Source organism: Hymenobacter edaphi (assembly GCF_003258365.1).
Lineage (GTDB): Bacteria > Bacteroidota > Bacteroidia > Cytophagales > Hymenobacteraceae > Solirubrum > Solirubrum edaphi.
The window spans coordinates 668,956-693,512 of sequence record NZ_QHKM01000002.1 but is presented as its reverse complement, the minus strand read 5'-3'; the positions used below and the strand labels follow the sequence as shown (position 1 = coordinate 693,512).

The 24,557-nt window shown below is 64.6% G+C and carries 22 protein-coding genes, 1 tRNA gene and 1 riboswitch; of the genes, 10 read left to right on the top strand and 13 right to left on the bottom strand.

Features of this window, described 5'->3' with window-relative positions; translation table 11 throughout:
* Window positions 1-40 precede the first annotated feature (40 nt).
* Both DLM85_RS10360 and DLM85_RS10355 read left to right on the top strand, forming a co-directional pair.
* Window positions 41-1,777, top strand: a complete 1,737-nt coding sequence (locus tag DLM85_RS10360; protein WP_111478022.1) for a M61 family metallopeptidase — start codon at window positions 41-43, stop codon at window positions 1,775-1,777.
* A gap of 32 nt (window positions 1,778-1,809) precedes the next feature.
* Window positions 1,810-2,652, top strand: a complete 843-nt coding sequence (locus tag DLM85_RS10355) for a hypothetical protein (RefSeq protein WP_111478021.1) — start codon at window positions 1,810-1,812, stop codon at window positions 2,650-2,652.
* A gap of 330 nt (window positions 2,653-2,982) precedes the next feature.
* Here DLM85_RS10355 and DLM85_RS10350 read toward each other — a convergent pair whose 3' ends face one another.
* The 4 genes from DLM85_RS10350 to DLM85_RS10335 form a co-directional block, all read right to left on the bottom strand.
* Window positions 2,983-3,261 carry a hypothetical protein gene (locus DLM85_RS10350; RefSeq protein WP_111478020.1) on the bottom strand — a complete coding sequence of 93 codons (279 nt, stop codon included), beginning with the start codon at window positions 3,259-3,261 and terminating at the stop codon, window positions 2,983-2,985.
* Between the two features lie 62 nt (window positions 3,262-3,323).
* Window positions 3,324-4,247 (bottom strand): PfkB family carbohydrate kinase, encoded by a 924-nt coding sequence (locus DLM85_RS10345; RefSeq protein WP_111478019.1) that lies wholly within the window; start codon window positions 4,245-4,247, stop codon window positions 3,324-3,326.
* Window positions 4,248-4,347: 100 nt separating this feature from the next.
* Window positions 4,348-4,421, bottom strand: a tRNA-His gene (locus DLM85_RS10340).
* Between the two features lie 191 nt (window positions 4,422-4,612).
* A complete protein-coding gene (locus tag DLM85_RS10335) occupies window positions 4,613-5,878 on the bottom strand; it encodes a hypothetical protein (RefSeq protein WP_111478018.1) in 1,266 nt (421 codons plus the stop codon).
* A 135-nt stretch (window positions 5,879-6,013) separates the two neighbouring features.
* Between DLM85_RS10335 and DLM85_RS10330 the strand changes: the two genes are divergently transcribed.
* Window positions 6,014-7,444 carry a DEAD/DEAH box helicase gene (locus DLM85_RS10330; RefSeq protein ID WP_111478017.1) on the top strand — a complete coding sequence of 477 codons (1,431 nt, stop codon included), beginning with the start codon at window positions 6,014-6,016 and terminating at the stop codon, window positions 7,442-7,444.
* A 268-nt stretch (window positions 7,445-7,712) separates the two neighbouring features.
* Here the strand turns inward: DLM85_RS10330 and DLM85_RS10325 are convergent, their stop codons facing one another.
* The 4 genes from DLM85_RS10325 to DLM85_RS10310 all read right to left on the bottom strand — a co-directional run bounded on the left by DLM85_RS10325 (window position 7,713) and on the right by DLM85_RS10310 (window position 10,626).
* Complete coding sequence (locus DLM85_RS10325; RefSeq protein ID WP_243635918.1) at window positions 7,713-8,189, bottom strand: hypothetical protein; 477 nt, start codon at window positions 8,187-8,189, stop codon at window positions 7,713-7,715.
* An 81-nt stretch (window positions 8,190-8,270) separates the two neighbouring features.
* Window positions 8,271-8,948, bottom strand: coding sequence for a uracil phosphoribosyltransferase (upp, locus tag DLM85_RS10320; protein ID WP_111478016.1), 678 nt, complete (start codon window positions 8,946-8,948; stop codon window positions 8,271-8,273).
* A complete protein-coding gene (locus DLM85_RS10315) occupies window positions 8,924-9,871 on the bottom strand; it encodes a GNAT family N-acetyltransferase (RefSeq protein ID WP_165822096.1) in 948 nt (315 codons plus the stop codon). Before DLM85_RS10315 ends, upp begins: the two co-directional genes overlap by 25 nt.
* 206 nt (window positions 9,872-10,077) lie before the next feature.
* Window positions 10,078-10,626 (bottom strand): YceI family protein, encoded by a 549-nt coding sequence (locus DLM85_RS10310; RefSeq protein ID WP_111478015.1) that lies wholly within the window; start codon window positions 10,624-10,626, stop codon window positions 10,078-10,080.
* A gap of 175 nt (window positions 10,627-10,801) precedes the next feature.
* On the opposite strand from DLM85_RS10310, the gene DLM85_RS10305 reads away from it, so the two are divergent.
* Window positions 10,802-11,170, top strand: coding sequence for a winged helix-turn-helix transcriptional regulator (locus DLM85_RS10305; RefSeq protein WP_111478014.1), 369 nt, complete (start codon window positions 10,802-10,804; stop codon window positions 11,168-11,170).
* Between the two features lie 15 nt (window positions 11,171-11,185).
* Here the strand turns inward: DLM85_RS10305 and DLM85_RS10300 are convergent, their stop codons facing one another.
* Window positions 11,186-11,899, bottom strand: coding sequence for an SGNH/GDSL hydrolase family protein (locus tag DLM85_RS10300; protein WP_111478013.1), 714 nt, complete (start codon window positions 11,897-11,899; stop codon window positions 11,186-11,188).
* A gap of 276 nt (window positions 11,900-12,175) precedes the next feature.
* A complete protein-coding gene (gene dxs, locus DLM85_RS10295) occupies window positions 12,176-14,119 on the bottom strand; it encodes a 1-deoxy-D-xylulose-5-phosphate synthase (protein ID WP_111478012.1) in 1,944 nt (647 codons plus the stop codon).
* Window positions 14,120-14,404: 285 nt separating this feature from the next.
* On the opposite strand from dxs, the gene DLM85_RS10290 reads away from it, so the two are divergent.
* Window positions 14,405-15,481: a lysylphosphatidylglycerol synthase transmembrane domain-containing protein gene (locus DLM85_RS10290; protein WP_111478011.1), complete on the top strand. Its 1,077-nt coding sequence runs from the start codon at window positions 14,405-14,407 to the stop codon at window positions 15,479-15,481.
* A gap of 163 nt (window positions 15,482-15,644) precedes the next feature.
* On the opposite strand, the gene DLM85_RS10285 is transcribed toward DLM85_RS10290, so the two are convergent.
* The gene (locus DLM85_RS10285) at window positions 15,645-16,064 is read right to left on the bottom strand and encodes a lipocalin family protein (protein WP_111478010.1); all 420 of its coding nucleotides are present in this window, start codon (window positions 16,062-16,064) and stop codon (window positions 15,645-15,647) included.
* Window positions 16,065-16,268: 204 nt separating this feature from the next.
* Here DLM85_RS10285 and DLM85_RS10280 point away from each other — a divergent pair, with 204 nt between their 5' ends.
* From DLM85_RS10280 to DLM85_RS10265, 4 genes are all read left to right on the top strand, one after another.
* Window positions 16,269-16,580: a LysM peptidoglycan-binding domain-containing protein gene (locus tag DLM85_RS10280; RefSeq protein ID WP_111478009.1), complete on the top strand. Its 312-nt coding sequence runs from the start codon at window positions 16,269-16,271 to the stop codon at window positions 16,578-16,580.
* A gap of 373 nt (window positions 16,581-16,953) precedes the next feature.
* Window positions 16,954-17,075: riboswitch (SAM riboswitch) on the top strand.
* 375 nt (window positions 17,076-17,450) lie between these two features.
* Window positions 17,451-18,839, top strand: a complete 1,389-nt coding sequence (locus DLM85_RS10275) for an O-acetylhomoserine aminocarboxypropyltransferase/cysteine synthase family protein (protein ID WP_111478008.1) — start codon at window positions 17,451-17,453, stop codon at window positions 18,837-18,839.
* 181 nt (window positions 18,840-19,020) lie between these two features.
* A complete protein-coding gene (locus DLM85_RS10270) occupies window positions 19,021-20,055 on the top strand; it encodes a homoserine O-acetyltransferase family protein (protein ID WP_111478007.1) in 1,035 nt (344 codons plus the stop codon).
* Window positions 20,033-21,304, top strand: a complete 1,272-nt coding sequence (locus DLM85_RS10265; RefSeq protein WP_111478006.1) for a homoserine dehydrogenase — start codon at window positions 20,033-20,035, stop codon at window positions 21,302-21,304. The genes DLM85_RS10270 and DLM85_RS10265 overlap by 23 nt, the downstream gene beginning before the upstream one ends.
* Before the next feature lie 38 nt (window positions 21,305-21,342).
* On the opposite strand, the gene DLM85_RS10260 is transcribed toward DLM85_RS10265, so the two are convergent.
* Window positions 21,343-22,569, bottom strand: coding sequence for an alpha/beta hydrolase fold domain-containing protein (locus tag DLM85_RS10260; protein ID WP_111478005.1), 1,227 nt, complete (start codon window positions 22,567-22,569; stop codon window positions 21,343-21,345).
* A 298-nt stretch (window positions 22,570-22,867) separates the two neighbouring features.
* The gene (locus DLM85_RS10255) at window positions 22,868-23,545 is read right to left on the bottom strand and encodes a hypothetical protein (protein ID WP_111478004.1); all 678 of its coding nucleotides are present in this window, start codon (window positions 23,543-23,545) and stop codon (window positions 22,868-22,870) included.
* 104 nt (window positions 23,546-23,649) lie between these two features.
* Here DLM85_RS10255 and DLM85_RS10250 point away from each other — a divergent pair, with 104 nt between their 5' ends.
* Window positions 23,650-24,552 (top strand): S66 peptidase family protein, encoded by a 903-nt coding sequence (locus tag DLM85_RS10250; protein WP_111478003.1) that lies wholly within the window; start codon window positions 23,650-23,652, stop codon window positions 24,550-24,552.
* The last annotated feature ends 5 nt before the right edge of the window (window positions 24,553-24,557 follow it).

The window sequence follows — 24,557 nt, the reverse complement described above, 5'->3', positions numbered from 1 at the left end:
GCCGTAGCTTTGCTACGCCGTTTGACCCGTGCCGCGCTGTATGATTCATTACTACGTCTCGTTTGCCAACCCGCTTACTTTTTACCTACAGGTGCAATTGCAGCTGGCCGTGCCCGCCGGGGCCACCGAGCCGCTGGAACTGCAGCTGCCCGCCTGGCGCCCGGGACGCTACGAGCTGCAGAACTTCGGCCAGAAAATCCAGCGCGTGGAAGCTTTTGACGCCGATTCCAACGAAGCGCTGCCCCTGCAGAAGCTGACCAAGGACCGGTGGCAGATCGACGGCGCGGCGGGATGCACGGTGCGGGTGCAGTACAATTTCTACGCCCACCAGATGGACGCGGGCGGCTCCTGGCTCGACGAGACGCAGCTGTACCTGAACGGCATTCAGTGCTTCATGTACGCCGAAGGCCGCCGCGCGGAGCCCTGCCAGCTGCACCTCGCGCTGCCCGCCGACTGGCAGATTGCCTGCGGGATGAAGGAGGTGGAAAAGCACGTGCTGGCCGCCGACTCGTTCGACCAGCTGGTGGATTCGCCGCTGATTGCCTCCCCCACCCTGCAGCACGCCGCGTACGAAGCCGGCGGCTTGCCCTTCCACGTGTGGGTGCAGGGCGCGGAGGCGCGGCCCAACTGGCCGGTCATCGTGCGCGACTTCAAGGCCTTTTCGGAAGAGCAGCTGCGGCTGTTCGGCGGCTTTCCGGCCCAGGACTACCACTTCCTCAACCAGATTCTGCCTTACAAGCACTACCACGGCGTGGAGCACCTGAACTCCACCGTTGTCACGCTGGGGCCGGCGGAGCTGCTGATGACCGAGGCGCTCTACAAGGAATTTCTCGGCGTGAGCTGCCACGAGCTGTTCCACGTCTGGAACATCAAGGCCATTCGCCCGGCCGAAATGCAGCCCTACGACTACACCCGCGAGAATTACTTCCGCACCTGCTTCGTGGCTGAGGGCATTACCACCTACTACGGCGAGTACCTGCTGGCCCGCGCGGGCGTGCGCTCGGCCCGGCAGTACTTCGACGAGCTGAACACGGTGCTGCGCAAGCACTACGACGACCACGGCCGCTACAACCTCTCGGTGGCCGATGCCTCGATGGACCTCTGGCTCGACGGCTACAAACCCGGCGTGCCCGACCGCAAGGTGTCCGTCTACCACAAGGGCGCCCTGGTGGCTTTGCTGCTCGATCTGCACATCCGCCAGCGTCATAACCATCAGCGCAGCCTCGACGACGTGATGCGCCGGCTGTGGCAGGAATTCGGGCAGACCGGCATCGGCTACACCGAGGCCGACTACCGCCGCATCGTGGAGGACGTGGCCGGGGAAGACATGCGCTGGTACTTCGACGGCCACATCTACGGCACCCAGGAGCTGGAAACGGCCCTGGACGAGGCCTTGCGCACCGTCGGCTGCGCCCTGATGGTGCAGGCCAGCGGCTCGGCCTCGGAGGGGCTGTTCGGCTTCCGCACGGTGGTGAAAAACGAGCGGACCGAAGTCACCGACATCTACCCCGACTCGCCCGCGGCGCGCAGCCTGACGGTGGACGACCAGATTGTGGCCGTCAACGGCCGGCGCGTCGATATGAACCTGCAGAGCCTGCTTTCCACGGGGCAACCGGCCTACGATATCAGCGTATTTCGCCAGGATCGGCTGCTCACCGTTTCGCTGCAGGCGGAGCCCGGCCGCCGGTTCTGGTCGAAGATTACCGTGGACCAGCGCCCCGATGCTACGCCAGCCGAACAGGCCAGCTTCCGCCAGTGGCTAAACCAGGCCTTTTAGTCCGTTTCGCCACTCCGCTGCTTACCTCGCATATGTACCCGCTTCGTCCGCTGCCGGCCCCGCTCCTGCTGGGGGGCCTGTGCCTGCTGACTTCCTGCACGCTGCGCATGCAGCCGGCGGAGCGCGCCCGGCCCGGCGTATCGCTGCCGCCCGGCCTGCTGCCCACGCAGGCGCAAACCCCGGCCGCCACCCAGAAACGGCCGGTGCCGCCGCCCTCCCCTTACCGCTTCACTCACCTCGATACGCTGATGGTGGGGGAACGAGTCGTGCGCCTCTACCCCGGCTCCCGCGAGGCTTACGAGCAGCTGCCGGTGCAGGAGTGGCTCATCAACCAGACGGCCAGCGAAGGCGACGAACTGGACCCCGAAGCCGAAGAGCGGCGCCGCCTGCGCAAGGCCACCACAGCCCAGCGCGCCGGCCGTACGCTGGCCCTGCGCTGCGCCAACGGCAAAGCGGTGCGCCTCGTCAACAACCCCACGGAGAACTACGACACCAGCGTGCTGTACGAGTACGTGGCCACGCTGCCGCGCATTCACCACTGGCTGATTGCGGTGCGGCTGTATGAAGGGGGCTATTACCTGCTCGTCGATCAGCAGACCGGCCGGCAGACGGTGGTGTGGAGCCCGCCGTCGGTGTCGCCCGACGGCCGCTACTTCATCTGCGGCTCCTCCGACGTGCTGGCCCGCTACGAGCCCAGCGGCCTGCAGGTGTGGCGCATGAAAGCCGGCCGCCCGCAGCTGCTCTGGGAGCGGCAGACGGAATGGGGCGTGAGCCAGCCGCGCTGGCTGAACGGCCACACGATTCTGTTCGAGCAGGACTTTATCCACAACGGCGACGTGGATACCCGCATCATGCGCTTGACATTGCCGGACTAAGAAGCCCGCAAACAACGACTACACCAACTGTCATTTACGAGCGAGGCGCGGCACAGGAAGGCGTAGCCAATCCTTTCCTCTCCTGGCAGAAGCGGTACAACGCGCCCTAACCGAAAACAGCACCACCCGAAACTGGAGTTAACGATTTCGGGTGGTGCTCATATCAGGCTCGGCGCGTTGGCCAGGACCGATTGCCGCGCTTGACTACGTCGACCTTCGGTTCGCTCGCAATGACTACCAGTACGGCCGTCGGACCGTCCTCATATTCAGCAAAAGCAAAAAAGCCCCGCCGGATAAATCCGGCGGGGCTTTTCAATCTATTGGCAAAAGCTAGTCGGCTTTGCGGCCGGGGCCTTTCTGGCTGCTGTCTACCGACATGGGGTGGTTGCCCTGGGGGTTGCTGCGCGGCTTGTTCGAAGCATTCGAACGGATTTCGGCGTTGTTACCGCCGGCGGCGTTGCCTTTGATCTGGTTGCCTTCCTCCGAAATCTGGTTGCGGCTCACGTTCTGCACCTTGGTGCCGCCGCTGTTCGACGAAGGCACTTTGCTGTTTTCCAGATTGGAATTAGGAATCAGGGGCTGTTCTTGGTGGTTATGCTTGTTCGACATGGCTCGGGTGCGTTATGGGGAAACGATAGTTCTTTTACCCCTACACCCGCCGCCGGGTTGCCTTAGGCCAGCACTTCTTCCACGCGCACCAGGTCGCCGAACTGCTTTTCGCGCTCCTGAATGTCCTCCTGGGTCAGATTCAGCAAACGTTCGGTGCCGAATTTTTCCACGCAGAACGAGGCCATGGCCGAGCCGTGAATCACGGCGCGCTTCAGGTTCTCGAACGAGCAGTCGTCGGTAGCGGCGATGTGGCCGATAAAGCCGCCCGCGAAGGTGTCGCCGGCGCCGGTTGGGTCGAATACTTCCTCCAGCGGCAACGCGGGGCAGAAAAACACCTGCTTTTTGTGGAACAGCAGGGCGCCGTGCTCCCCCTTTTTGATGATGAGAAACTTCGGCCCCAGGGCCAGAATCTTGCGGGCGGCCTTCAGCAGCGAGTATTCACCCGAGAGCTGCCGGGCTTCCTCGTCGTTGATGCTGAGCACGTCCACCATCTGAATGGTTTCGAGCAGCTCGTCCATGGCCACGTCCATCCAGAAGTTCATCGTGTCCATCACAATGAGCTTGGGGCGGTTGACGAGGCGCTGAATCACCAGGCGCTGAATCTGGGGCGTGAGGTTGCCCAGCATCAGGTACTTGCAGTCCTGGTAGGAATCGGGGATGATGGGGTCGAAATCGGCCAGCACGTTCAATTCGGTGGCCAGCGTCTCGCGGGAGTTCAGGTCGGTGTTGTACTTGCCGGCCCAGAAAAACGACTTTTCGCCCTGCTTGATCTGCAGGCCTTCCACGTCCACGCCGTGCTCCTGCAGCAGCATGATGTCGCGGTCGTGGAAATCGTCGCCGACGACCGACACGATCTTAACGGGCTTGATGGAGTAGGAAGCGGCCAGCGAGGCAAACGTGGCGGCACCGCCCACGATTTTGTCGGTTTTGCCGAAAGGCGTTTCGATGGCATCGAAGGCCACGGTACCGATTACGACCAAGCTCATAGCAGGAAAGTCAGAGTGTTACGTTAAAAACGACGTTGCGGGCTTTAACCCCGTTCAGCAAAAAAAAGTCCCCGGAGCAAAAGTTCCGGGGACCTGAGAGGGTAAGTAATGGGGCTCGAACCCACGACCTTCGGAATCACAATCCGACGCTCTAACCAGCTGAGCTATACCTACCGTGTTGGGTTTGGTGCTGCAAAGATAGAACGCCGCCGGCTTCTTCCAAAAAAAATCTGCGTTTCTCGCCAGACAATACGGTTTAGCGCTGAGCAGCAGCCCCTGTCATGTCGAACGAAGGGAGACATCTGGGTCAGAATACATCCAGACGTTTTCACCCAGATGTCTCCCTTCGTTCGACATGACAGGCGTTAGTACTGCTTCATCGACAGCTTCTGCAGTTCCTGCCAGTCCACCGAGCCGGCGTTGACAGGCGTGTTGCTGCCGTAGTAATGCCCCTGTCGGTCGGTGTATACGTGGTTGTAGCCGGCATCCACCTTCACCCGCTCACCGGTGCTGGGGTCAGCGTACTTCTGCTTTTCATTAATGGCGTCCACGAAGTACTCCTGCTGCCGCTGCCCACTGTTCATGCGGGCATCGAAGGCGGCTTTGTCGACATCCATCTGATTCATCCGGTCGTTGTAGCGGGCGGTGCTGGCCGCGCCCTGGCGCTGAATATCGGCCATGCGCTGCTCGTGGCCCTGGCGCTGGATGTCGGCCCAGCGGCGCTGGTCGGCCAGGTTCCGCTCGCCCGCCTGGTAGTTGGACTGCTGCCCGCGCTGCACCACGTCGTTGTTGAGCTTCTGCCAGGTCGGGTTCGAGACGATGGACTCCTGGGCCACTTTGGTGTGGGCGTAACTGGCGGCCAGGTCGCCGTTGGTCTGGGTGATGGAGGGAAACACCTGCCAGACGTGGTAGGTCTCGCCGTTGGCCTGCAGGCTCTGCAGGTTGATGCGGCACTCCACGCGGGCGCGGCGCCCGTTGCCCAGCTCCCCGTCGACGTAGGCGCTGGATTTGGTCACCTGGTTAGCGGCCGGCTGCGCGGGCAGCACGGTTTCGTTGGTCAGGTTACGGATGGAAAGGCCGCGCTGGGCCAGGCCCGGCAGCAGCATCTGCTTGATGTAGACCAGCGGCGGCATGGGCGGCACGTCGTTGGGCAGCTGCGGCATGCCCATGCTCTGCATCTGCTGGCGCATGTTCTGCGCCATCGGCCCTTCGGTGTAGGTGTACTGCGTGAGCGGCAGGTACTCAATCTGCTGGCTGCCGTCAGGTGAGCGAAGCGCGAGGTAAATCTGCGGCGTGGGCACGGCCCCGTCCCACCTGCGCTTAAACGACTGCTCCACTTTCCAGGCGCGGGGCACCTTCAGGGCAAAAGCCACGATATTATTCATGTCCGGATCGATGACGCCCAGCAGGCGGTACTGCTGATCGGGCGGCAGGGCGGCAGGAGTCGGGGCGGCGGGGCTTTGCATGGTGTTGACGGGAGTTGCGGCGGCTTCCCGGGCTTCGGGCTGGGCCGTGCCAGCAGCCGGCGAATCAGCCGCGTTTTCGGTTCCCGCCGTGGCAGCCGTTTGGGGACTTTCACAGGCGCTCAGACAGGCCGCCACCGCCAGCAGGGAAAGAGTAAAGACGCGCATGGGAAAGCAGATTAGTTGTCATAAAATACACTAGACATTCTAAATATAAAAATATTTCAATAAATAATATCACTGTAGCTCGACTACCGTATCCGGCTCAAGCGGTAAGCAGTTGGGAAACGGTACCTTTGCAGCATGAACGAATCCACCGCTGCTGTCACTTTCGAAGACTTCAAGCTGAACAAGCAGCTGCTGACCGCCGTGGCCGAGGCGGGCTTTGAGCGGCCTACGCCGGTGCAGCAGCAGGCCATTCCGCTGCTGCTGGCCGGCCACGACCTGCTCGGCGTGGCCCAGACCGGCACCGGCAAAACCGCTGCTTTCGGCCTGCCGCTGCTGATGAAGGCCAAGTACGCGCAGGGCACGCACCCGCGCGCCCTGATCCTGGCCCCCACGCGGGAGCTGATTCTGCAGATCGAGACGCACCTGAAGAAGCTGGCCGTCTACACCGACCTGCGCATCGTGGCCGTGTACGGCGGCGTGGGCGTGAAAGCGCACTCCGAGGCCGTACTCAAGGGCGTGGACGTGCTGCTGGCCACGCCGGGCCGCCTGATGGAGCTGTATTCCCGCGGCGACCTGCTGCTGAAGGAAGTGAAGACGCTGGTGCTCGACGAGGCCGACAAGATGATGGACATGGGCTTTATGCCCCAGATCCGACGTCTGCTCGAAATCCTGCCGCGGAAGCGCCAGAACATGCTGTTTTCGGCCACCATGCCGGCCAAGGTGGAAGAGCTGAGCGCCGAGTTCCTGGAGTTTCCGGTGAAAATCGAGGTGACGCCGCCGGCGGCCCCGGCCATTACCGTGGCCCAAACGCTGTATCAGGTGCCCAACTTCCTGACCAAGATTCACCTGCTGGAACACCTGGTGAAAGGCCAGCAGGAAACGTTCAACCGCGTCATCATCTTTGCCCGCTCCAAGGAAACGGCCGACAACATCCACCACTTCCTGCAGCGCAAAATCGACAGCGAGGCGCGCGTGATTCACGGCAACAAGGACCAGAACGCCCGCCTGAACTCCATGAATGCCTTCCGCGAGGGCAACGTGCGCTTCCTAGTGGCCACCGACGTGGCCGCGCGCGGCATCGATGTACCGGCGGTCAGCCACGTCTTCAACTTCGACGTGCCGGTTATCTACGACGACTACGTGCACCGCATCGGGCGCACCGGCCGGGCCGAGCTGACGGGCGCCGCCATTACCTTCGCCACGCCCGCCGAAATGCCCCACGTGCAGCGCATCGAGGAGCTGATGAAGCAGCCGATTCCGCAACAGGACATTCCGGCCGAGGTCAAAATCAGCGAGACGCCCTTCGAGGAAGCCCAGAAGATGGCCCGCGAGCTGGACGCGCTGCGCCGCAAGCAAGACCCCAACTTCCAGGGCGCCTTCCACGAAAAGCAGGAGTGGCTGAAAACCGGCGTGACGATGGACAAGCGCACCGGCCAGACCTACGACGGCCCGCAGCGCAGCAAGAAAGGCAGCAAAATCAACCCGTCGAAGGGCCGGGCTTCGTCGCCCGCCGCCAAGGCCGCCAAAGCCGCCGCCGCCAAGAACCGCAACGCCCGGCGGAAGTAAGCAACTGAATACGGGGCAAAGCACCGGTCATCCTGAGCAGAGCGAACCGCAGGTCGACGGCGTCCAGGACCTTCCTGGAACCTCGCTCTAACCAAGAAGCGCAGTCACCAACGCCCAATCGTTTGGGCTCGGTGGCTGCGCTTTCTTTATGGAAAGAACGTCTGCTCGTTGTAGGCAGCGGCGGTGCAGGGTGCGGGCAAGGTCCTGGACGCCCTCGACCTGCGGTTCACTCTGCTCAGGATGACGCGCTTATTGGCTCGTTTTCCGCTCAGTGCGCGCCGTGGTGAAACAGGTAGCTGAAGCGGATGGCCAGAAAGGCCCCGGCGGCGCCCCAGAGCAGCGCGCTCCAGAGCATGTGCAGCAGAATGTGCTGCCGCTTCACGCCGAGCAGGGTGGCAATGACGGCCCCGCCAATGGGCGTGAACAGAATCGGCGTGAGGAAGGCAATGCCGCCGATGCCGAAGCGGCTGAACACACGCACAATCTGCCGGCTACGGCGGGTGAAGATGGGCTGATGCCGCAGGCGGCGGCGGCGCTGCAGGTGGGCCACGAAAGCCCGGCCAATGCCCGTAAACACCACGATGCTGGTCATCATGCCGGCCACCGTGAGGGCCCAGATGGCCAGAAACGGCAAGCCGGCGGCCGCCCCGGCCAGCGGGCCGCCGAAAAACTTAACCATGCTGAGCAGGAAGACGGACGCGTATTTCACCACGTGCGGCATCATGAGCAGGAAAGTACTGGGCATTGCGGTCAAAGCAAACGGGACATAACCGGTATACCCGGCGGCGCGGCGGCAGGTTCCCTAAATCGTGAGCAGTGCGGCTGATTACAGCTTGCTGCCGTAGGCCAAATCCCCCGCGTCGCCCAGGCCGGGCACAATATACGCGTGTTCGTTGAGGTGGTCGTCGAGGGCGGCCAGCCAGAGCTGGGCTTCGGGCACTTCCTGCATCACGTGCTGCACGCCCTCGGGCGAGGCAATGACGGCGGCAATGTGCACCTGCCGCGGCTGGCCAAAGCGCAGCATAGCGCGGTACGTCAGCGCCAAGGACTTGCCGGTGGCCAGCATTGGGTCGGCCAGGATGAGCACGCGGCCGTTCAGGTCCGGCGCCGAGAGGTAATCGACCTGCACTTCGACGCGCGAAGTAGCCTCGATGCGGTAGGCGGCCACGAAAGCCGAGGGCGACTGGTCGAAGTAGTTCAGAAAGCCTTGGTGGAAGGGCAGGCCGGCGCGCAGCACGGTGGCCAGCACCGGGAAGTCCTCCAGCAGCTCGCCCGTCGACTCGGCCAGCGGCGTCTGCACGGTTTTGTGGCTGTAGTCGAGCTGGGAGCTGATGCGGTAAGCAATGATTTCGCCCAGGCGCTGCAGGTTGCGGCGGAAGCGCAGCGAGTCGCGCTGCACGGTCACGTCGCGCAGCTCGGCGAGGAAATGGTTGGCAATGCTGGGCTCGGCGCACACAATGTGCACGCGGCCGCTTTGGGTCAGCGCATCCAGGTCAGGTACCACGGGCGGGTGGTTTGGGTGAGGGTATAGTACGGCACGGGCCGCGCCCCGAAATTGGCGAAAAACCGCGCAATACTCGGAATCATGCCACCCTCGAAGTCCAGCACCAGCCCGGGCGTACCGGCGTGGCGGCGGATGGCCTCGTCGAGCAGCAGCAACGGCGCAGCGGCTTTCTTGCCCGCCGGAGTGGCAGCGGCAAAGAGGTATACGAGCCGGCTGCGGTAACGAATGAAGAGGGCTCCGGCCAGCAATTCACCCGTGTCGGCGGCCTGGGCGCTCAGCAGCAAAGTCTGCCCCAGCGGCCGCAGGGCGTCGTACAGCCGCAGCAGCCGCTGGTAGTATTCCGGCTTCATTCCGCCGACTCCGGCGCCTTTTTCCCGCTGAAACAGGTGGACCAGTGGAGCCAGGTCGACCGACTCAGCCAGCGTCAGATTGGCTTTTTCGCGCTGCCGCAGCCGGCGGCGGTAATCGGCGCAGTAGCCGAGGTATAGGTTTTCGTAGGCCAGGTCGAGCGGCAGATGGTAGGTCAGGCGCTCGGCTGCCTGCCAGCCGGTGGGCAGCCGGGCGGGTCGCGGGTCGCCGTCGTTGAGCTGCAGGTGCAGGCGGGCAAATTCCCCCGCGAGCAAGGCCAGGTACTCCCCTGCTTCCCGGTGCTGGCTGCTGGCCGTCGTCAGCAGGCCCAGCTGCTGGGTAAACGGCGGCTGAAGGGCCTCGCGGCCCCACAACCGGCGCTGCGTGGGCACGGGCAGCAGGCTCAGGTAGCCCCCGTTGCTCGGGTCGGGCTCGACCACGGCGTCCCAGCGCCCGTCGTTCAGCGCGTGCAGCCACGCGGCCTGGGCGTAGGGCACTACCTGCTCGGCCGCCGCCACGCAGTCATCCCAGGCGTCACGGTCGATAAACGAGTGGGTGAGGTAGCGGAGCGGCACGGCGGCAAAGGTAGCAGGGCGCCTCGGGCGGGCACAAAAAAAGCCACCCGGGGCGGGTGGCTTTCTGGCGCGGCGCGGGGCAGATCCGGGCCGCGGCAAGGGGTGGCAACGCGAACTTTTCTCCCGGACGGGCAGGGCCTGCAATGACGCCCCGCTTCGCCCGAACTCCCCCATTCGCATTGCCGAGGAGGGGGAAAGCAGCCGAGTTAGGCGGCTACTTCCTCTTTCACTTTGGCGAACTGCACGCTGGCCAGCAGCTTCACGTCGTCGCTCACCACGATGGCGCCGGCTTCGGTGATGCCGTTCCAGGTCAGGCCGAAGTCCTTGCGGCTGATTTTGCCGCTCACTTCGAAGCCAGCCTTTTCGTTGCCGTAGAAGTCGGTGGCGGTGCCGCCGTACTCCACGTCCAGGGTCACGGGGCGCGTCACCTCGCGGATGGTCATGTTGCCTTCCAGCTTGTATTCACCCTCGCCCACTTTGCGCAGGCTGGTCGACTCGAACACCAGCTTGGGGTGCTGCTCGGCGTGGAAGAAATCGGCCGACTTCAGGTGCTGGTCGCGCTGCTCCTGGTTGGTGTCGATGCTGTCGATATCGGCCGCGAAATGCACCTGGGCGTTGTCGAAGGAGTCGCCGTCGGTTTCCACCGTGCCCTCAAACTTCTTGAACGAGCCGGTGACGGTCGAAATCACGAGGTGCTTGATTTTGAACTGCACTTCGCTGTGGGTGGGGTCGAGGACCCATTTGGTAGTGGCCATAGTAGTAGGCTGGTGGTTGTGCCGGCCCGGCCGGCGGGTTGATGTCGAAGGTGAAGCGGCCTGATTACGCAGGCAACATGACAAAGGTATGAATCTATGTACGTACATTTGTTACAACTAACCTGCGAGTTACCGGTTACTTCGCCGATACCGCCACGGCTTACGCTCAACTGCCATGTCAACTCCCCAAGCCTGCAACGCTTACCTCCGCCCCCTGCGCGACGCCATGGACGTACTCGGCGGCAAGTGGAAAATTCCCATCATCATGCTGCTATCCATCAAGGAGCGGCGCTTCAAGGAAATCCAGCGCGAAATCGGGGTAACGGCCAAGGTACTATCGGCCGAGCTGAAAGACCTGGAAAGCCACGAGCTGGTGCGCCGCACGGTGTACGACACGGTGCCCATTTCGGTGGAATACGCCCTCACCGACTACGGCCGCACCCTGGAGCGCGTCATTGGCGAAATCCGCGAGTGGGGGGTGCATCACCGGGAGCGGATTCTGGAGCGCGCCGAGCCGCTGCCCGCGGCTGCTCACCAACACTGACGCCGACTGCTGCCCTTACCGCAACAGCCCCTGCGCCACCGGCAGCGTGCGGGTGGCCCACTGGCGCATGTGCGGGCCGGAGTAGTGCAGCCCGTCGGCAGCAAACTGCGCGGGGTCGTCCTTGGCGGCGCGCGTCAGGTCGGTAATATCGACGAAGGCCACGCCGGCGGCCGCGCACTCCTGCCGGGCGGCGGCGTTGAACTGGTCAATTTCCTGGCTGATGCGGGCGCGGTCGTACGTGCGCCCCATCGGCGACTGGCCCCAGTCGGGAATCGACAGCACCACCACCCGGCCGGGCCGGTCGCCGGCGAAGCGAATGGCCGTGTTCATCAACTGGCGAAACTCGGTGCGGTAGGTGGCCAGCGGCTGCCCCCGAAACTGGTTGTTTACCCCAATCAGCAAGGACACCAGGTCGTAGGTTTTCTGGTTGCCGGAGGCCGCAATGGCCTGCTGCAACTCGCTGGTGGTCCAGCCGGTCTGGGCAATGATGTCGGGGCTCTGAATGCCCGCCGCCCCACTCAGGCCCGCCAGCTGCACCGGCCACCGCTCGGCCGCGGGCACGCCCTGCCCAATGGTGTAGGAGTCGCCGAGGGCGAGGTAGCGCACCGCGCCGCCGCTGGGCGCGGGCGTAACCGGCATATCGGCACCGGCCGGCGCGGGCGAAGATTGGGTGCAGCTGCAGTTGAGCAGGGAGGACAGCAACAGGGGCAGCAGGAACAGCAGGCGCATCGGTGGGGCGGATAGGTGGAGAATCTACGTACGCGGTAACGAATCAGGATAGATTGATTGACTGACTACTCTCATTACGGACCCCGATAAGCGGATGGCAGGTTTTTGTGCCTGCCGGACTCGGCGCAGACGCATGACGCCAGCACGCGAGGTTCTTGACTACGTCGACCTGCGGTTCGCTGCGCTCGGATTGACGTCCTTTTAGCTTCGTGCCTAACGCAAAACCGCCCCGCCGGACGAATCCAGCGGGGCGGTTTCAGTTGCAGCTTGGAGCGGCTACCGTAGCAGCTTGCTCGTGCGGGCGTCCGTCACCTTGGCCTGCATGTCGCGCACGGCCTGGGCAATGCCAGCGGCGTCGTAGCCGCATTCCTTGTACAGCTCATCCTGGGAGCCGTGCTCCACCACGCGGTCGGGGATGCCGAGGCGCTTGACGGGCAGCGAGTAGCCGTGGTCGGCCATAAACTCCAGCACCGCCGCGCCGAAGCCGCCGGGCAGGCAGCCGTCTTCCACCGTCACCACGGCCTTGTAGCGGCTGAATACCTGGTGCAGCAGCTCCTCGTCGAGGGGCTTGCAGAAGCGCAGGTCGTAATGGCCGGTGTCGAGGCCTTCGGTGAGCAGCTGCTGGGTGGCGCGCACGGCGTAGTTGCCGATGTGGCCCAGCGTGAGGATAGCTACGTCGCCCTGGCCTTCGCGGACGGTGCGGCCGGTGCCCACGGCCACGCGCTGCAGGGGCTTGCGCCACTCCGGCATCACGCCTTCGCCGCGGGGGTAGCGGATGGTGAAGGGACCGGCGTTTTCGGGCAGCGTGGCGGTGTACATCAGGTTGCGCAGCTCTTCCTCGTTCATGGGCGAGGCAACGACCATGTTGGGCACGCAGCGCATGTAGGCCAGGTCGTAGGCGCCGTGGTGGGTGGCGCCGTCGGCCCCGGCGAAACCGGCGCGGTCGAGGCAGAACACCACGTGCAGGTTCTGCAGGGCCACGTCGTGGATGACCTGGTCGTAGGCCCGCTGCATAAAAGACGAGTAGATGTTGCAGAACGGCACCAGCCCCTGCGTGGCGAGGCCCGCGGAGAAGGTGACGGCGTGCTGCTCGGCAATGCCCACGTCGAAGGCGCGGTCGGGCATGGCCGCCATCATGATGTTCAGCGAACAGCCTGAGGGCATAGCCGGCGTCACACCCATGATTTTGGGGTTTTGCTCGGCCAGCTCCACCATCGTGTGCCCGAACACGTCCTGGTACTTGGGCGGCTGGGGCTTGTCGGGCGTTTTCTTGTAAATCTCGCCGGTGATTTTGTCGAACAGCCCCGGCGCGTGCCACAGCGTCTGGTCCTTTTCGGCCAGCGCGTAGCCCTTGCCCTTGGTCGTGACGCAGTGCAGCAGCTTGGGCCCCGGAATCGACTTCAGGTCCTTCAGAATAGCGGCCAGGTGCTGCACGTCGTGCCCGTCGACGGGGCCGAAGTAGCGGAACTTCAGCGACTCGAACAGGTTGCTCTGCTTCATCAGCGTCGCCTTCATGGCCGACTCAACCTTGCTGGCAATGGCCTGCGGGTTGGGCCCGAACTTGCTGAGCTTGCCGAGCACGTTCCACAGCTCGTCGCGCACCCGGTTGTAGGTGCGGGAGGTGGTGATGTCGGTGAGGTATTCCTTGAGCGCGCCCACGTTGGGGTCGATGCTCATGCAGTTGTCGTTGAGGATAACCAGCAGGTTGGATTTCTCCACTCCGGCGTGGTTCAGGGCCTCAAAGGCCATGCCGGCCGTCATGGCCCCGTCGCCGATAACGGCAATGTGCTGCCGGTCAAACTCGCCTTTGTAATCGGAAGCTACGGCCATGCCCAGCGCCGCCCCGATGCTGGTGCTGCTGTGGCCCACCCCGAAGGCATCGTACTCGCTTTCGGAGCGTTTGGGGAAACCCGAGAGGCCCTGGTACTTGCGGTTGGTGTGAAACTGCGCGCGGCGGCCGGTCAGGATTTTGTGGCCGTAGGCCTGGTGGCCCACGTCCCACACCAGCTGGTCGTAGGGCGTGTTGAACACGTAGTGCAGGGCCACCGTCAGCTCCACCACGCCCAGCGAGGCGCCGAAGTGCCCGCCGTAGATGGATACCGTATCGATAATGTATTGCCGCAGTTCCTGGCTGACCTGAACCAGCTGGTCTTCGCGCAACTCTTTCAGATCGGCGGGCGAGTTTATCGCCGCCAGCAGGGGTCCAGGTTCGACAATCATCGGGGTTTAATTACGACGGCGAGTGGGAGTAGTCGGCTAACCGGCTTAACAGCCAGATTGTTGCGGGAGCTCAGCAATGAAGCGCAGGCTAGCGGGCAAAGGTACGATATTTTCAGGCCGACGGTTCAAAGTAGAAGGTTGTCATTCCATTGGCTCAGCGCCCGGGTTGCCCCCTGAAAACCGGAGCCCCGAACCGAGCCGGCTACTTTCCCGCGAAAACCGTTTCATCACCATCCACGGCGAACCAAGTCCGTACTTTTGCCTGTCACCAACGCCTCCCACCGCATGAGCACCACCCAGCAGGACCGCCAGCTGCTCGATAAACTCTCGCCTTCGCGCATGCTGCTGCCAGTGGTCATTGGGCTCGGGGTGGTCGGGTTTATGTTCTGGCGCAGCTACCAGCCCGGCGACCTGGCCGCGCTCGGCAACGCCAAGCCCGGGTGGCTGCTCATCACCCTGCTGGTGCTGCTGGTTCGCGACGTGGGCTACATGTACCGCATCCGCCACATTGCGGAAAAGCAGCTGTCGTGGAAGCAGAGCGTCGACGTGATTATGATCTGGGAGTTTGCCTCCTGCCTGCTGCCCTCGGCGGTGGGCGGCACGGCCATTGCCTCGCTGCTGCTCAACAAGGAAGGCATTCCGCTGGGCAAGTCCCTCGCCTACATCATGGTCACGGCCATGCTCGACAACCTCTACTTCGTGGTGGCCGGGCCGCTGGTGTGGCTGCTGGCCGGCGACTATATTTTCCCCCACGAAACGCTGGGCTCGGGCAGCCTGGTCACCACGCTGAAGGTGGCTTTCTGGGTCAGCTACGTGTTCACCATGGCCTACTCCGGGCTGATGGCCTACGCGCTGTTCATCAACCCGCACTCGGTAAAGCGCTTTCTGGTGCGCCTGTTCTCGCTGAAGGGGCTGCACCGCTGGCGCCGCCGGGCCTACCACCACGGGCTGGAAATGGTGCACGCCTCGGCCGAGCTGCGCGGCAATAGCTTCCGCTACTGGGCCGAAGCCGCCCTGAGCACCGCCTTCGTCTGGACGGCCCGCTACCTGGTCATCGGCTGCCTGATTGCGGCTTTTATCGACGTGTCGTGGGGCTCGTTCGGCACCATATTCGCCCGCAACTTGGTCTACAAAGTCGTGCTGCTGATTGCCATTACGCCCGGCGGCGCGGGCTTTGCCGAGGGCGCCTTCCCGATGTTTTTCCGCTCTTTCGCCGGCTCGGCTACCGTCACCAACTTCATCCTGCTGCTTTACCGCATCGTCACCTACTACCTCTACCTCGTGCTTGGCACCATCTTCCTGCCCCGCTGGGTGGGCCGGGTGTTCGGCAAGCAGGCCGTCAAGGAGGTGATGACCTCATAAACTGCCTGCTGGCAGCAATCCAATCCAGCCCGTCATTCCGACCAAGCGCAGCGAACCGCAGGGCGACGTAGAATCTCGCGGGCTGATTTGACGGCTAGCCCCGCACAGCAAAAAGCCCCGATAGATGTGCTACCGGGGCTTTTTGTGCAGATAAGCGAGTTGCTTAGTCGGCTTCGAGCTGCAGTTCGGCGCCTTCGGGGCTGCGCAGCGTCAGGCGGTCATCGGTGAGCGTAGCCACGTCGAAGGTGTTGGCCATGTTGCCGTTGTCGGGGGTCATGGTAATCTTCTTGCCGGCCTGGTCGAAGGTGTACTTGCCGTTAATCGACTCGGTGGGCGAGGACATGACGTACTGGCCGTTGGCGAAGAAGCGGATTTCCTCCTGTTTCTGCTCGGAGGTCTGTTTGACCTTGTCGCCGGTGGCGTCTTCCTCTTTGTGGGTTTTCCATACTTTGCTGTCGGTGCCGTAGAGCATGTTGGCGCCTTCTACCTTGCCTTCCTTGCTGCCGCAGGCGTAGGTAAAGAGCGAGAGCAGCAGCAACAGGCTGGCCAGGTAATGCAGCGGGGTGTTGAATGGACGTTTCATGGAGCGTGTCTGGAATTAGGGGGATGAAACAAGGACGTATGCTGGCGGCTACCGTTGAGCAGGCAACCGCTGCGGCGTTTCTTACGGGCAGGTGGACAAAGGGTTAAGCTGCAACATTCGCCGGGGCATCCGCGTAGAGCAGGGCTGATTCATTAACCAGCTGGTTTTTGCCTCCTTCCCCCACACCTCAACCAAGACACGACCATGGGACTCTTTGATTTCCTGAGCGATAAGGGCGAAAAAAAGCCCGTCCAGCCCACGCAACCGCAAACCGGCAGCGCCTCCGATTTCTTCGGCAACAAAACCCAGCCGGCCGCCGGCCAACCCGCCGCTCCTGCCGCCACCCAGGGCGAGTCGTATACCGTAGTAAGCGGCGACTCGCTGTCGAAGATTGCCAAGCGCCACTACGGCGACGCCGCCAAGTGGCACCAGATTTACGACGCCAACAAGTCCACCATCGGCTCCAACCCCGACCACATCGAGGTGGGCCAGGTGCTGCAGCTGCCCAAGCTGTAAGCTACCCGTTCGCCTCCGAGTACCAAAACGCCCTGGGTCCGCCCCCCGGGGCGTTTTTTTGTATTCGAGCCTGGGGTAAAAGCGCATCCGCCTGCATCTGGCGCCCCACCTCGAGGGTACCATGAGTCGCCGTTCCGCTTATCGTTCGGGGGTGACAAAGCCCTTGCAGACACGCCGGGTGAGCGGTGAAAAATGCCAGGACGACAACCCGAATAGCGCACCCGGGAATATTATTTTCCGCGCCGACCAGCCCGCAGGGCGGTTTCCGACGCACTTTCCGCAGCCGTAAAAAAACTTTTGGCCGGATTTGCGTTTTACATAACCGGCGCTACCTTTGTGCCACCTGCTGCTACCGGCGCAGGATTTTTTGACGCATTTATTCCGAAGAGGCGAGAGACTAGGCTCCGTGACCCTCTGGCAACCACCGGCAACGCACAAGCCGGCAGGTGCCAAATCCTGCCCCACTGACCACTTCAGGAAGGGGAAAAATAAACCGCGTGCCATGAGCCACTACCCCCTCACGTCCGACCATCATTTGTCACCGCTTCCCGCAGCGGCGCCCGCTACCGGTTTGTCCGTAGCCGCCCCCGCCGCTGGTAGCGCCCGAATGCGCCCGCAGCCGATGCGCGGCGCTATGATGTGTTGTTGCTGTTGTTGGTAGTGCGCCCGGCGGGCCACTGATGCCCGCCCCCACCCTTCCCCGTTTTCCTGTTTGCTGCCCGCTCACCGGGTGGCGCGTGGCTTAGCCGCACCCGTTTGGCATTGCGCCGGGTGCTACGCGGCCCCCTTCGGCGCACGCGGCGTTTTCGGCCGGCGTGCGGCCTCCCTGCATCGTTTTCGACGTCCACAACCCTCTTTCTCAGCCTCATCATGTCCACGCAGAACCTGCACTTCGACACCCTGCAACTCCACGCCGGCCAGCAGCCCGATCCCACCACCGGGGCCCGCGCCGTGCCGATTTTCCAGACGACTTCCTACGTATTTAAGAACGCTGAGCACGGCGCCAACCTGTTTGCCCTGAAGGAGTTCGGCAACATCTACACCCGCCTGATGAACCCGACCACCGACGTGTTTGAGCAGCGCATTGCGGCGCTGGAAGGCGGCGTGGCGGCCCTGGCTACGGCCTCGGGGCAGGCGGCACAGTTCATTGCCCTGAACAACATCCTGCAGGCCGGCGACAATTTCGTGTCGACCTCGTTCCTCTACGGTGGTACGTACAATCAATTCAAGGTTGCGTTCAAACGCTTGGGCATTGAAGTGCGCTTCGCCGACGGTGACAACCCGGCGAGCTTTGAAAGCCTGATCGACGAGAATACCAAGGCGCTGTACCTGGAAACCATCGGCAATCCGGGCTTCAACATCCCTGATTTCGAGGCCATTGCTGCCTTGGCCAACAAGTACGATCTGCCGTTGGTGGTCGACAACACCTTCGGGGCGGGCGGCTACCTGTTTCGGCCCCTGGAGCACGGCGCCCACATCGTGGTGGCCTCGGCGACCAAGTGGATCGGCGGGCACGGCACCAGCATCGGCGGCGTGATTGTGGACGGGGGCAAATACGACTTCGGCAACGGCAAGTACCCGCAGTTTACCGAGCCTTCGGAGGGCTACCACGGGCTGGTATTCAACGACGTATTCGGCAAGAACGGCCCGTTCGGCAACATTGCCTTTGCCATCCGCGCCCGGGTGGAAGGGTTGCGCGACTTCGGCCCTTCGCAGAGCCCGTTCAACAGCTTCCTGCTGCTGCAGGGCCTGGAAACGCTGAGCCTGCGCGTGGACCGCACCGTGCAGAACGCCCAGAAAATTGCCGAATGGCTGGAGGCGCACCCGCAGGTGGAGGCCGTGAATTACCCCGGCCTGAAGAGCAGTCCCTACCACCAGCTGGCCACCAAGTACCTGAAGCGCGGCTTCGGCGGCGTGCTGACCTTCGCCATCAAGGGCTCGAAGGATACGGCCACGCAGTTTATCGACAACCTGCAGCTGATCAGCCACCTGGCCAATGTGGGCGACGCCAAGACGCTCATCATTCAGCCCTCGGCCACCACGCACCAGCAACTCTCAGAGGAGGAGCAGCGCGCCGCCGGTGTGACGCCCACGCTGCTGCGCATTTCGGTGGGCCTAGAGCACATCGACGACATCAAAGCCGACCTGCAGCGCGCCTTCGACGCGGTGCAGGAATCGGCCGACCGCGACACCACGGAGGACGAAACGCCCATCCTCGTGGAGCAACAAGCCGGGCACCCCGCAACGCTGGAAGTTTAACAGGGAGGGAACCTTGCGGAAGCCGGCCCGCTGCCATGGAACCGGCTTCCCATCCAGCTTGCGGGGCGCGGGCGCGGTGTTTCGGGAGAAAGCGCCGCGTCCCACGCTTCGGCCTCTTTGCTTTCCGGCCCCTTCCCATCGGCGGAAGGGGCCGGGAGCAAAGAATAAGTTTTCAAATCCTATGAGCAGCAACCCCCAAGTGCTACCCCTGGCCGAGCCGCTGCCGCTGGAATGCGGCGGGCAGCTCGACGGCGTGCAGATTGCCTACCACACCTACGGCACGCTCAACGAAGCCCGCGACAACGTCATCTGGGCGTGTCACGCGCTGACGGCCAATGCCGACGTGCTGAGCTGGTGGCCGGGCCTGTTCGGCGCGGGCGACTATTTCGACCCGGCCGACTGGTTTATCGTGTGCGCCAACGTGCTCGGCTCCTGCTACGGCAGCACCGGCCCGCTGACGCCGGTGGCCCCGCGCCACAAGCCGCTCTACGCCGCCTTCCCGCGCCTGACGGTGCGCGACTTGGTGGCGGCCCACGAGCAGCTGCGCCAGCACCTGGGCCTGACCAAGATTCACACCGTCATCGGCGGCTCCTTGGGCGGGCAGCAGGCAGTGGAGTGGGCCATAGCGCAGCCGGCGGTGTTTGAGCACCTTGTGCTGCTGGCCACCAACGCCCAACACTCGCCCTGGGGCATTGCCTTCAATGAGGCCCAGCGCCTGGCCATTCAGGCCGATTGCACCTACGCCGGCGGCGGGCCCGAGGGCGGGCAGCTCGGCCTGCGCGCCGCCCGGGCCATTGCCCTGCTCAGCTACCGCAGTTACGAAGCCTACGGCCGCAGCCAGGCCGAGGCCGACGACGAGCTACCCACTTTTCACCGGGCCAGCAGCTACCAGCAGTACCAGGGCGACAAGCTCACGGCCCGCTTCAACGCCTACAGCTACGTCACGCTCTCGCACATCATGGACGCGCACCACGTGGGGCGCGGGCGCGGCGGCGTGGCGGCGGCCCTGGGGCGGGTGCAGGCCCGCACGCTGGTGCTCGGCATCACCTCCGACGTGCTGTTTCCGCCCGCCGAGCAGCAGCTCCTGGCGCGGCACATTCCGGGCGCCATGTACGCCGAAATGGAGTCGGGCTACGGGCACGACGGCTTCCTGATCGAAACCGCGCAGATAGCGCATTTCCTCGAACGATTTTATGTCCAAACCTTCGCCCACTAACGCCCCGACGCGCGTCGGCCTGATTGGCTTCGGCTGCGTGGGGCAGGGCCTGTACGATATTCTGCAGCGCCACCCCGAGGCGGGCTTCACGGTGGCGCGCATTGCGGTGAAAAACCCCACCAAGCTGCGCCCCTTGCCCGCCGAGCGGTTTGAGTTTCACGCCGACGACCTGCTCAACGACCCCACGCTGGATTTGCTGGTGGAAGTTATCGACGACGCCGACGAGGCGTTCCGACTCGTGAGCCAAGCCTTGCGCCAGGGCCGGCGGGTGGTGACGGCCAACAAAGCTATGGTAGCCCGCCATCTGCCCGAGTTGATTGCGCTGCAGCGCGCATTCGGCGGCGTGCTGCTCTACGAAGCGGCCGTGTGCGGCAGCATTCCGGTTATCCGCACCATCGACTCGTACTTTGCCCAGGAGCCGTTGGTTCAGGTCAGCGGCATCTTCAACGGCTCCTCCAACTACGTGCTGACGCGCATGCGCGAGGACCACTCCGACTACGCCGAGGCCCTGGCCGAAGCGCAGGCGCAAGGCTTTGCTGAAACCGACCCTACGCTGGACATGGCCGCCTTCGACCCGCGCTCCAAGGCCGTCATCCTCGCCGCCCACGCCTGCGGCCTGCTGCTCGACCCCGATGACGTGCTCAACCTGGGCATCGAAAACGTGTCGGCGGCCGATATCCGCTACGCCGCGGAACGGGGCCAGAAGCTCAAGGTGGTAGCCAGCCTGCAGCCCCTGCCCGGGGGCGGCGCCACGGTGTACGTCACGCCCCAGCTGGTCGACGCCGACTCGCCGCTGTACGCGGTGGAGCGCGAATTCAACGGCGTGGTGGTGGAGGCCGAATTTGCCGGGCAGCACTTCTGGCGGGGCCGCGGCGCGGGCGGCCACCCTACCGGTTCGGCCGTGCTGGCCGATCTGGTAGCCCTGCGCCACGGCTTCCGCTACGCTTATGCAAAGCTGCCCCTCGAAGCACCCCAGGCCGCCGAAGCTCCCGACCTGGAGCTGGAAGTGTACCTGCGCTCCGCCCCGGCCGAGCTGCGCCGGGCGCTGGGTCTGACGGACGTGTCGGAGCAGCTCAGCGCCCCGGGCTTCACCTACGACTACGCCGTGGGCTATGTGCGCCTCGGCCAGCTGCACCGCTACCGCGACGCGCTGCGGGCCGGCGGCACTTTCGTGGCGCGCACCGGGCGCGTGCGGCCGGTGGTGGCGCAGCCCGCGCCGCAGCTGGAAACGGCTTTAGCGGCTAGCTAACGGCAAAACGGACGGCCGCTGGGGCCGTCCGTTTTGCTTTACTGCAGTACCACGCGCCGGGCGGGTAGCTCGGCGGTGCGGAGGTAGTAGCTGCCGGCGGGCAGCGCGCCGCGTGGCACGGCCATGCGCGGCTGCTCCCAACGGAAACGCCGCACCACCCGGCCGGTGGCGTCGAGCAGCTCGGCCTGCTGCGGGCGGAATGGCGCCGTGTGACCGGCTTCCAGGTAGAAAACCTCCCCGCTAGCGGGCACCGGGTATACCTGCGGCGCCTCCGTCTGCTGGCGGGCAGCGGCGCTCAGCACCGTGCCGGGCTGGCGCAGCAACGGACGCAGAAAGTCGCGCACGGTCTGGAAAGTGGTGTCGGTGTAGGCCACGGCGGCAGTACTGGTGCCGTTGTAGGGTACGTGCGGGGCGCCACGCAAGGTCCGCAATACGTTAGCAATGCCCACCACGTCGGCGCGGGGCTTGAGCACGCCGCTGCCGTAGATGCGGGGCGAAAACGACTGCCCGAAGGCCCGGCCTATGTTGTAGGGCACTACGGCATCGGCGGTACCGTGCACGCTGCACAGGGGCACGTTGCCGGGCTCCAGCCAGGCCGGGCTGCCCACGGCTCCGCACAGGTTGATGACGCCCGCAATCTGGCTGCTGTAGCCGGGGTTGCCGTTGCCCTCCAGCGTGCCCAGCTGCGCCAGGTCGACGTAGGCGGGTACCTCGGCGGGCTTGTCGAGGTAGCCGAGCTGCAGGGCCATGAAGGCGCCGGCCGACGAGCCGCCCGCGAAGATGTAGGCGGGGTGAATACGGTACTGCCGCGTGGTGGCCGCGTCGCGGCGGAAAAAGCGCACGGCGGCGCGCATGTCCTGCGAAGCCCGGATGGAAGCCCGGCCGATGTTGGCGCTGTCGAAGGGAAAAAAGCCGAGCCGGTAATCGATGCTGGCCGTGACGTAGCCCAGCTGCGCCAGGCGGGTGCAGATGGCCGTCATGAACTGGTCGTCGCGGTTGCCGGTGGCGAAGGCGCCCTCGTGGGCCATGATGACCAGGGGCCGGCGGCGCACGGTGTCGCCGGCGGGCTCGTAGAGGTCGAGCAGCAGGTTCTGGGTGGTGCCGGCAACGGTGGTGGCGGTGCCGTAAGAAACGGCCCGCGTCACGGTGACCTGCGGAAAAATTGGGCGGCGGTAACGGCCGCCGGTAGTATCAATCTGCGCTGAAGCCGAGCTTAACAGCAGCAGCAAACCAAACACGGTGAACAGTAGACGTTTTCGTTTCATCAGGAGTCGGCGTAGGGTGCATGTCGGCTTACGCAAATTTGCGCGGGCGGGTCACCGCAACCCCGTGGTCTGACCAAGGAAACGGCGCCGGAGGCGTTGCTCTCCGCTGATGGCGGCCGCTTGCGCAGGGCTGTGTGCGTTGGTGACGCCGGGACGCAGTGCAGTCGGGCCGGGCGCTGCTTTCCAAAGACCGCCACGCAGCGCACCGATTCCGAGGCCCGCTGCCGGGCTTCGCCGGCCCCCTTGTCGTGCGGCCTGGGCGCCTCCCCGACACGCTCTCGCCGGCGGCGCGGCGCGCTCAGGGCCGGCGCACCAGCGTAAGCGTGTCGGGGCCCTGGCGCAACACCAGCCGTAGGGGCGACATTGCCAGCAACGCGAAGGTTTTGCGCGTGCCCGGCGCGTAGGCTTGGTAAGGCTGGGGCACCAGCTGCACGCGAAAGAGCGTTGGCCCGGCGGGCCAGGGCTGCCGCCAGCGGCGCCAGCCCTGGCCCGCAATTTCGATGGTCCGGGGCGCAGCGGCTGGCCCCAGCGGCAGTTCCGCGTAGCCCCCGGCATCGGTGGGAACGGCGGCCACGACGGCGCCGGCCGCGTTGCGCGCCAGTACGGTAAGTCCCTGCAACGGCTCGGGCTGGCCGGAGGTCGGTTGGGTGCTCACGTAGAACTGCAGGCGCCGGTCGGTGGGCGGCAGCGGCGTGCTGGTAGCGCGGCCCTGGGTGGTATCGGGTGGCCCGCTTAGGCGCAGCTCCAGCCGACGGGGGCGCAGGCGGTAGGTGCCGCTGCCCTCCCGTCCCATGCTCACGTCGTCGGTGTGCAGGAAATACCGGATGCGGCCGTCGGGGTATACCACCAGCTCCCGGCTCGTGAAAAGCACGGTGTTGGGCCGCGTTTCCAGGTAAGAGCCCGGCGGCAGGGCCCGGGGAGCAGCACAACTGCCCAGGCCGCACAGGCCGAGCAGGAATCGAGTGGGAAAGCGCATGCCCGGAAGATGCGCGCCGCGCCCGCATTCCACACGGCGGGCCCGACCAAGGCGCCGCTGACTGCCGGCTTCGGTGTAGGTTTGCACCCACATTCTGCCCGCTCATGCCCACTACGCCCCCTTCCCTGCGCCCCGGCGACCAGGTTGCCATCATTTGCACCGCCCGCAAAGTATCGCGCGAGGAGCTGCTGCCCGCCGTTGAAATCCTGGAAAGCTGGGGCCTGCGCGTGGTGCTGGGCGAATCGGTGGCGGCCGCGCACCACCAGTTCGGCGGCGACGACGCGCTGCGGGCCCGCGACTTGCAGCGCCAGCTCGACGACCCGGCCATTCGCGCCATCCTGGTGGCGCGCGGCGGCTACGGCACCCCGCGCATCATCGATCTGGTTGACTTTTCGCGCTTCGCTCAAGACCCGAAGTGGGTGGCCGGCTTCTCGGATATCACCACCCTGAACTGCCACCTGCTGCGCCTCGGCCACGAGAGCATTCACGGCGTGATGCCCTTCATCTTTGCCCAGCCCGGCGGCGCCGACGCGGTGGAGAGCCTGCGCCGGGCTCTGTTCGGCGAAGCCATCAGCTACGCGGTGCCGGCGCACCCGCTCAACCGCCCCGGCGCGGCCGCGGGCGAACTGGTGGGCGGCAACCTCAGCCTGCTGCAGACGCTCAGCGGCACGCCCTCCGACGTGAGCACCGCCGGCCGCATCCTGTTCCTGGAAGACATCGAGGAATACCTCTACAGCGTCGACCGGATGATGGTGCACCTGGACCGCGCCGGCAAGCTGCGCGACCTGGCCGGGCTTATCGTGGGCCACTTCACCAACCCGCAGGACAACGCCATTCCCTTCGGCCTGAGCTGCTACGAAATCATCGACACGTACGCCCGCAAGTACCAGTTCCCGGTGGCCTACGGCTTCCCCGTCGGGCACGAGCCGGCCAACCTGGCCCTGATCTGCGGGCGCCGGGCCCGGCTGGTGGTCGACGCGGCCGGCACGGCGCTGGCGTACGAGTAGCGCCT

What these genes read in the sequence shown, in the direction of transcription:
- DLM85_RS10330 (WP_111478017.1), top strand. Translation starts at nt 6,014, where the DNA reads ATGAACGAATCCACCGCTGCTGTCACTTTCGAAGACTTCAAGCTGAAC.
- DLM85_RS10300 (WP_111478013.1), bottom strand. Translation starts at nt 11,899, where the DNA reads ATGCGCCTGCTGTTCCTGCTGCCCCTGTTGCTGTCCTCCCTGCTCAAC.
- DLM85_RS10265 (WP_111478006.1), top strand. Translation starts at nt 20,033, where the DNA reads ATGTCCAAACCTTCGCCCACTAACGCCCCGACGCGCGTCGGCCTGATT.
- DLM85_RS10275 (WP_111478008.1), top strand. Translation starts at nt 17,451, where the DNA reads ATGTCCACGCAGAACCTGCACTTCGACACCCTGCAACTCCACGCCGGC.
- DLM85_RS10345 (WP_111478019.1), bottom strand. Translation starts at nt 4,247, where the DNA reads ATGAGCTTGGTCGTAATCGGTACCGTGGCCTTCGATGCCATCGAAACG.
- DLM85_RS10310 (WP_111478015.1), bottom strand. Translation starts at nt 10,626, where the DNA reads ATGGCCACTACCAAATGGGTCCTCGACCCCACCCACAGCGAAGTGCAG.
- DLM85_RS10250 (WP_111478003.1), top strand. Translation starts at nt 23,650, where the DNA reads ATGCCCACTACGCCCCCTTCCCTGCGCCCCGGCGACCAGGTTGCCATC.
- DLM85_RS10335 (WP_111478018.1), bottom strand. Translation starts at nt 5,878, where the DNA reads ATGCGCGTCTTTACTCTTTCCCTGCTGGCGGTGGCGGCCTGTCTGAGC.
- DLM85_RS10360 (WP_111478022.1), top strand. Translation starts at nt 41, where the DNA reads ATGATTCATTACTACGTCTCGTTTGCCAACCCGCTTACTTTTTACCTA.
- DLM85_RS10355 (WP_111478021.1), top strand. Translation starts at nt 1,810, where the DNA reads ATGTACCCGCTTCGTCCGCTGCCGGCCCCGCTCCTGCTGGGGGGCCTG.
- DLM85_RS10290 (WP_111478011.1), top strand. Translation starts at nt 14,405, where the DNA reads ATGAGCACCACCCAGCAGGACCGCCAGCTGCTCGATAAACTCTCGCCT.
- DLM85_RS10305 (WP_111478014.1), top strand. Translation starts at nt 10,802, where the DNA reads ATGTCAACTCCCCAAGCCTGCAACGCTTACCTCCGCCCCCTGCGCGAC.
- DLM85_RS10260 (WP_111478005.1), bottom strand. Translation starts at nt 22,569, where the DNA reads ATGAAACGAAAACGTCTACTGTTCACCGTGTTTGGTTTGCTGCTGCTG.
- dxs (WP_111478012.1), bottom strand. Translation starts at nt 14,119, where the DNA reads ATGATTGTCGAACCTGGACCCCTGCTGGCGGCGATAAACTCGCCCGCC.
- DLM85_RS10350 (WP_111478020.1), bottom strand. Translation starts at nt 3,261, where the DNA reads ATGTCGAACAAGCATAACCACCAAGAACAGCCCCTGATTCCTAATTCC.
- DLM85_RS10255 (WP_111478004.1), bottom strand. Translation starts at nt 23,545, where the DNA reads ATGCGCTTTCCCACTCGATTCCTGCTCGGCCTGTGCGGCCTGGGCAGT.
- DLM85_RS10280 (WP_111478009.1), top strand. Translation starts at nt 16,269, where the DNA reads ATGGGACTCTTTGATTTCCTGAGCGATAAGGGCGAAAAAAAGCCCGTC.
- DLM85_RS10270 (WP_111478007.1), top strand. Translation starts at nt 19,021, where the DNA reads ATGAGCAGCAACCCCCAAGTGCTACCCCTGGCCGAGCCGCTGCCGCTG.
- DLM85_RS10325 (WP_243635918.1), bottom strand. Translation starts at nt 8,189, where the DNA reads ATGCCCAGTACTTTCCTGCTCATGATGCCGCACGTGGTGAAATACGCG.
- DLM85_RS10285 (WP_111478010.1), bottom strand. Translation starts at nt 16,064, where the DNA reads ATGAAACGTCCATTCAACACCCCGCTGCATTACCTGGCCAGCCTGTTG.